7 protein-coding genes and 1 pseudogene are annotated in these 6,363 nt (G+C 65.5%); 6 read left to right on the plus strand and 2 right to left on the minus strand.

All coding sequences use genetic code 11. The features are described from left to right. The 6 genes from VN047_RS07950 to VN047_RS07975 all read left to right on the plus strand — a co-directional run. The coding region (locus tag VN047_RS07950) for a hypothetical protein (protein ID WP_325541582.1) at positions 1-1,972 on the plus strand (1,972 nt) is incomplete at its 5' end. A gap of 142 nt (positions 1,973-2,114) precedes the next feature. After that, positions 2,115-2,390: a hypothetical protein gene (locus tag VN047_RS07955; RefSeq protein ID WP_054728039.1), complete on the plus strand. Its 276-nt coding sequence runs from the start codon at positions 2,115-2,117 to the stop codon at positions 2,388-2,390. A gap of 10 nt (positions 2,391-2,400) precedes the next feature. Then, the gene (locus VN047_RS07960) at positions 2,401-2,724 is read left to right on the plus strand and encodes a hypothetical protein (RefSeq protein WP_325541583.1); all 324 of its coding nucleotides are present in this window, start codon (positions 2,401-2,403) and stop codon (positions 2,722-2,724) included. Beyond that, entirely contained in the window at positions 2,721-3,476 is a 756-nt protein-coding gene (locus VN047_RS07965; protein WP_325541584.1) for an SDR family oxidoreductase, read from the plus strand. Before VN047_RS07960 ends, VN047_RS07965 begins: the two co-directional genes overlap by 4 nt. A gap of 20 nt (positions 3,477-3,496) precedes the next feature. Further along, positions 3,497-4,075, plus strand: a complete 579-nt coding sequence (locus tag VN047_RS07970) for a hemerythrin domain-containing protein (protein WP_325541585.1) — start codon at positions 3,497-3,499, stop codon at positions 4,073-4,075. Positions 4,076-4,196: 121 nt separating this feature from the next. Next, a complete protein-coding gene (locus tag VN047_RS07975) occupies positions 4,197-4,457 on the plus strand; it encodes a DUF6894 family protein (RefSeq protein WP_054728047.1) in 261 nt (86 codons plus the stop codon). Positions 4,458-4,470: 13 nt separating this feature from the next. Here VN047_RS07975 and VN047_RS07980 read toward each other — a convergent pair whose 3' ends face one another. Together VN047_RS07980 and VN047_RS07985 are read right to left on the minus strand one after the other, a co-directional pair. Beyond that, positions 4,471-5,778: a glycoside hydrolase family 130 protein gene (locus tag VN047_RS07980; RefSeq protein WP_325541586.1), complete on the minus strand. Its 1,308-nt coding sequence runs from the start codon at positions 5,776-5,778 to the stop codon at positions 4,471-4,473. Beyond that, positions 5,732-6,363, minus strand: a pseudogene (locus VN047_RS07985) (glycosyl transferase family 1); the annotation flags it as partial. The pseudogene VN047_RS07985 and the gene VN047_RS07980, both read right to left, overlap by 47 nt.

Here is a 6,363-nt window from a genome sequence, read left to right on the forward strand (position 1 = left end):
GCTCGCCCGCGTGCATGTCGAAAGTGCGATCGGCGCGCATGAGGTCGCGCTCGAGGCGCGACCCGGGCCGCTCCCCTGCCTCCGCCTTGTCTCGACACTCCGCCCCTCGGCGCCGCTGCTCCTTCCGGCCGGAGCGCGCGATCTCTTTCCGTTCGACGCCCAGGACGATCCGATGGGGACCCGCGGAACCGTCGAGGCGGTGCAACGCGGTCTCAACGCCGGGCTCCTCTATGGCGAACTTACCGACCCCGCCTTCGGTACCTTTTTCTATTTCCAGGATTTCACCGCGCTCAATCCCTATTTCCAGGCGACTGGCACCAATCCGGATGCCGCGGTGGGAGGCATCTGGCCGGGGCTGGGCTTCCGCCTTCCCGGCCAGACGCTCCACACTGCCGACGAAGCCGCACCGCTGGCGCCCGGGATCACTTATACGCTGAGCGATGCGAGGCTAGTCGTCCGCGACGGCTCTCCGGCAGACGAGCGCGACAGCGCGCGGCGATTTCTCCAGATGCTGGGCGCTGCCTATCGTTCGCTGTCCCTGCCGCCGACCGACTATCGCGACTGGCGGCAGCGGGCCGCGCGGACGGCGCGACATCTCGGCGCCGCGCCGGAGGCGACCGTGCGCTATTATGGTCATCGTTACATCCACCCCTATACGGATGCCGAATATCCGGACGCCATGGTCCAGATGTCGATCGTGCAGGCACTGCACGACTGGGGGAAATGGCGCGGCGAGATTCATCCCCTCGAGGAAGAGTTCAAGGCCGGCCTCGGCAAATTTTACGACCGGAAGCTCGAGACGCTGCGCCGCTATCTGCCCAATGTCGGTGACGACAAGGATGCCGATGCCGTCGACAGCTGGTATCTCTACCACCCGCTGCTGAACCTCGGAAAACTCGCTCTCGATGGCGACGCGAAGGCGCGGCGGCTGTTTCTGAAATCGCTTCCTTATGCCATCCGCGCAGCGCGGCATTTCACTTACAAATGGCCGATCCAGTACAAGATCACCGATTTCTCGGTCATCACCGAGACCGCCGGAGCCGACGGGCGCGGCCAGACCGATGTCGGCGGCATCTATGCCTGGGTGATGCTCGAGGCGTTCGAGCTCACCGACGAGAAGCTGTATCTCGACGAGGCGTGCGCCGCGATCGACACCGCGGTCGGTCTGGGTTTCGACATCAATTATCAAGCCAACCTCACCGCCTGGGGGGCTGCCGCCTGCATGCGCTTGTGGCGGGTCACCGGCCGCGACGTCTACCGCGAGCAGAGCTATGTCTATCTCGCGAGCTTCTTTCATCACACCGAGATCTGGGAAAGCGAGATCGGCCTCGCCGTTCATCACCGCAACTTTCTGGGCGCGACCTGTCTGCAGGACGCACCCTATATGGCGATCTACGAATGTTTCGACAGCTTCGCCGCTTTCGAACATTATCTTGCCGACAGCGGACCCGACCTCGAGCCGGCGGCGCGCATGCTGATTTCGGAATATTGCCGCTATGCGCTCGATCGGGCCTGGTTTTATTATCCCGACGCCCTGCCCGCCGAGGCCGTCTCGGACGAACAGCGCCCCGGTAACGGGCGCATCGACCCCGCCCTCTCCTTTCCCGTCGAGGATCTTTATGCCGACGGTCAGCCCGCGGGCCAGGTGGGGCAGGAAGTCTATGGCGCCGGGGCCGCATTCATCTTCGCGACCCGCGCCTTTCACCACGTCGACGGCGCGCCGTTCGACCTTTATTGCGATCATTTCGTCCGTGCCCTCGAGCGCATGGCGCCAGCGCGGCTCTCGCTTCGCCTCGACGGCGGCGAAGGCTGCACGGCCCGGCTCAGCTTCGTCCGGAAGAGCCGGGGCGAGCTTCCCGCGATACGCGTCGCCGCGGCGGACGGCGATGCGATCCGGCCCGACGGGAACAGCGGCGACCGCCTCGATTTCCTCGTTCCGGCGAATGGCAGCCTCCTTCTCAGCTGGAACTGAGGCGTCCGCCACGCACGGCCGGTACAAACAGCGCAACATTTGTTAATCGGTGCGGCGCCGCGGCAACTTTGAGCCCGCCCCCCCGTTGCCCTTTCAGCCTCCCGGATTTTCTCTCAAGCTGGAGACAGATATGGCACATGCAATGACGGCGCCCCGCCGCTCGTCGGGGTTCGGAAAAATTCTCGGTATCGGCGTCCTCGGGGCGCTGTTCTGGTTCACGCGCAAGCAGGCGCCGGCCGATGCGAAAGACGACGGCCATTCGGCGGCCTTCGCCGACGGCGAGACGCATCCGGAAAATTTCGATCAGACCCGCTCGGCGGGACCGGACGGCATGCGCGACGAGGTAAGGCGTGAGTGGGACCGCGTCGACCAGGCCGCCGACGAATCCTTCCCGAGCAGCGATCCGCCAGCTTACTGAGGGGCTGACGATGAACGCTCCCGTCACCGGCCAAGTCGCGGCAGTAACATCGGACGGCCCGGCGCCCGCACGCAAGCCGACGCTCATGCTGCACTATCACGAGGATCATATCGGCCTCGAGAAGCGCCTCCTCTTCGAGGCGGCGAGCCCCGCAAGCGCGCTCGATATCGCCGCCGGCGAAGCGGCAGGCCGCTCCGCACGGCTGTTCGTCGACGGCGCGCCGCTCTGCAGCCTGCTCAAGGCCGACGATGACAATCCCTACTGGGTCGTCGCCGCGCCGACAGCGCGAACGAGAGCCGATCCCGTCTCCGCGACCTTCGGGGAAAAGCCATGATCGATGAAGCCGACGCGCACACCGAAGCCCCCGACATCAAGGGCCGGCGGGCGATCATAACCGGGGGCACGACCGGGATCGGCCGCGCGATCGCGGTCCTGCTCGCAAGCTACGGCGTGAAGGTGTTCGTCTGCGGCCGTACCCCCGAACATCTGGAGGATGCGCTGCAGCGCATCCGCGAAGTGGGCGAAGGCGACGGGATCAACGTCGATCTTTCAATGGCGGAAGATGTCGACCGGTTTTTCGAGGCAGCGCGAGACTTTCTCGGCGAAATCGACATCGCGGTGATCAACGCCGCCGTCCCGGCGGCGGCGCTTGCCGACGCAGGCGAGAGTGAGGCGCGCTACCAGCTCGAGACCGACTTCACCGCCTATCTCGTCTGCGCCCAGGAAGCGGCGCGCTGCATGTCGGCGGGCAGCGACATCATCGTGATCGGATCGATGACCGCGGTGTCGCGCGGTCCGGGCAGCTCGATCTACGTCGCGGCGAAAAGCGGCATACAGGGCTTCGTCCAGTCGTTCCGCAAGGAGCTGGCGGAGCAGGATATCAAGGTCGGACTGATCGAGCCCGGGTTTACCGGTGCCGACTTCCAATATCCCGAATTCCCGCCCGAGAAGCAGAAGGAACTGATCGGCAAGCATCAGATGCTTCGCGCCGAGGACATCGCGGTCGCGGCCCACTTCATGCTCGTTCAGCCGCGACGCACGGCGGTATCGCTCATCCGCGTCGAGACCCGCCTCGACCATCCCTGACCTTTCGAAGGAGCCTTCCCATGTCCCTCAACATTTTCGCCAACGCGCGCCAGCCGCGGGGCAACCCGGCCTTCCTGCTCGGTGCGGCCGCGGCGGGATTTGCCGTCGGCCTCGTCGCCAACCTCGGCCGAAAGGCCGCGGTGCAGAGCCTCACCGCGCTCAAGGGACAATGGGACGAGGGACTCAAGGCCGAACACCGGTTGACGATGACGCTGTTCGACGCGCTCGAGGCGACCGACGAAAGCGACGTCAAAAAGCGCAAGGCTCTGCTCGTCCAGCTCCAGCACGCGCTCGCCAAACATGCGTTCGAAGAGGAGAATGTCGTCTATCCGGCGATGCGCGACCATGGCCAGATCGAGGACGCCGACAAGCTCGTTCACGACCATGGCTATGTGAAGCAATATCTTTTCGACCTCTCGGAAATGGACGCCGCCGACCCCGCCTGGATCGCCAAGGTCCGCGAATTTCGCTCCGAGATCGAAGCGCATGTCGAGGAGGAGGAGCAGCGCCTCTTCCCCCGCCTCAAGGCGGCGCTCGGCGCCGATGGCAACAAACATGTGACCGCGGTGATGAACAAGGCTGGATTTGCCGCCGCCTGAGCGCCATAGGCGGGTATGAGGCCCCCCCGATCGGCATGTGTCGTGGTGCAGTGACGAAGGGGCGGTGGCCGGATCGAAACCCTAGGCAGACTTGTGAGTTGCCGAAGGTGGGAGAAGTTGGATGCCCCGTTATTATTTCCACAGCAGCAGCGGCCAGCGCGAGCTCGACGACGAAGGCGTCGACCTGCCCGACACGGCCGCAGCAAGGGTCGAGGCGGCCCGCTATGCGGGGCACCTCCTCGGCGACAATCCCGAACTCATCAACGATGTCGATACGCTCCGGATCGAGGTGACCGACGAGGATGGCTGCCTGTGTTGCGCCGTGCTCGTCGCGTCGGTCGATGCCAGGCGGAAGATCGAGCGTCCCGCGCCCTTCAAATAAGCCGGCCGGGCTTCTAGCTCATGCTCGCGAGCAGCCGCTCGATCGGCGTCGTCGCGAAACCGATCGCGCTGTCCGAAATCCCGTAAGGGATGAACAGGTCCCCGCCGACGCGCATCGCGCCGCAGGTATAGACCACATTCGGAACATAACCTTCGCGGTCGCTCTCGGCGGCCGATAGGATCGGGCACTCGGTGCGCGCGATGAGTTTGGTCGGATCGTCGCGGTCGAGCAAGGCCGCGCCAAGGCTGTATTTGCGCATCGCACCGACGCCGTGCGTGAGAAGGATCCAGCCCTCGTCGCATTCGATCGGGCTGCCGCAATTGCCCATCTGGATGAGCTCCCACGCATAGGCGGGACGCATGAGGATCTGTCCCTCGTCGTCCCAGTCGGTGAGACTGTCCGAAGCGATGATGGTGATGTTCTTGCCGTCCTGCCGCGCGATCATGAGATAGCGGCCGCCGACCTTGCGCGGAAACAGCGCCATGCCCTTGTGGCGCGCGGCGCGGCCCGCCAGCGGCTCGAGCGAGAAGCCCGAGAAATCGGTCGTGCGCAGGAGTTCCGAGCGGATCGCCTGCCCCGAATAAGCGGTATAGGTGCCGATATATTCCGTGCGGCCATCGTCGTGGACGAAGGGCACGAGGCGCAGATCCTCGATGCCGCCGCGCTGCGCCTCTGTCATCGGAAAAAGAACGCTGTTCGAGATCGCACTGTCGGGCTGACGGTGTACATTCACCTTGCCCTCATCGCCAAGCCGATGGCGGTCGTCGGCAACCGCCGCCATCGCGGGTCCCGACTGGGGCCAAAGCGTGAAGTCGCCGCCCTCGCCGATGATTCCCTCGCGGAACGCGACCGAGCTGATATGGCCCTCGCCCACCGCGCGCATCGACATGAGAAAGCGCTGCTGGTCTGCGGCAAGCCCGCTCTGGTCGGGATGCGGGACGACGCTCGGGTTCATGAGCGCGGCGGCGGCATAGCTATATTCGTGGCAGAAATAGGCGCCGATCAGCCGCCGCTTGACGGGCGAGACGATGCCGGGATCGAGCTCCAGATCTTCCGCGACCTCGGCGAAGCGTTCGTCGAAGATCCGCCCGATCTGCCAGTGGCGCTCGGAAAAATCCTTCCACACGAGGCCGAGCTGTGCCTCGGCCTCCTCCTCGTCCATCGCCAATATGTCGGCGGCGAGCTGCGCCGCCCGCGATGGTTCGGACACATTGGACTGCCAGGCGAGGTGGAAGGGCCTGAGCACGACCCGCGCAGGGTCGGCCGCAAGCTTGTCATGAAGAATGTGCAGCGGCGTGTGGTTCGGATTGCAGATCAACATCGCTGGCGCCGGTGTCCTTCGCTATCCCCCGCGTCCAGAATGTATCGGCCATCGCGCGGTGCGCAAGGTGAAAAGCCAGCGCGGACTCGGCCCCGACATTCGAATTGACCCCGTGACGGGTCAGCCCGTCGCAGCAGCGCCCCGTTGCCGAACTCGCGATCACCGCGCCGCGGTCGTTCGCGCCGAGAAACCAGCCATAGGCCCGCTCGGCCCGGTCATGCCAGCGCAGCTTGCCCGTCAGGCGGTAGGCGGTCGCGGCGGCATCGACCGTCGCCCAGACTTCGAGCGGCTGTTGATCGAACGGAAAAAGCTCGCCCTCGGCGCCGAAGCCTTCGCAGCCCATCGGACGGAAATGCCCCTCGCTGCTCGTCTGGATGTCGCAGAGCCAGTCGAGCGCCCCGATGCCGGCCTCTTCCATCGGAACGGAATCCGTCCGCCGCCCGGCGCGCAGGAGCGCCTCGGCGAGACGCGCATTGTCATAGGCGAGAGCGGGTTCGAACCACTCCCAGCCGCTCCGCCGCGCGCTGCGCCAGAGGGCGTGCAAAAAGGCGCCGCCGCGCTCGACGATCGCGCCTGCCGCGGCAT

The sequence above is a fragment of the Sphingopyxis sp. genome (assembly GCF_035565275.1).
GTDB lineage: Bacteria > Pseudomonadota > Alphaproteobacteria > Sphingomonadales > Sphingomonadaceae > Sphingopyxis.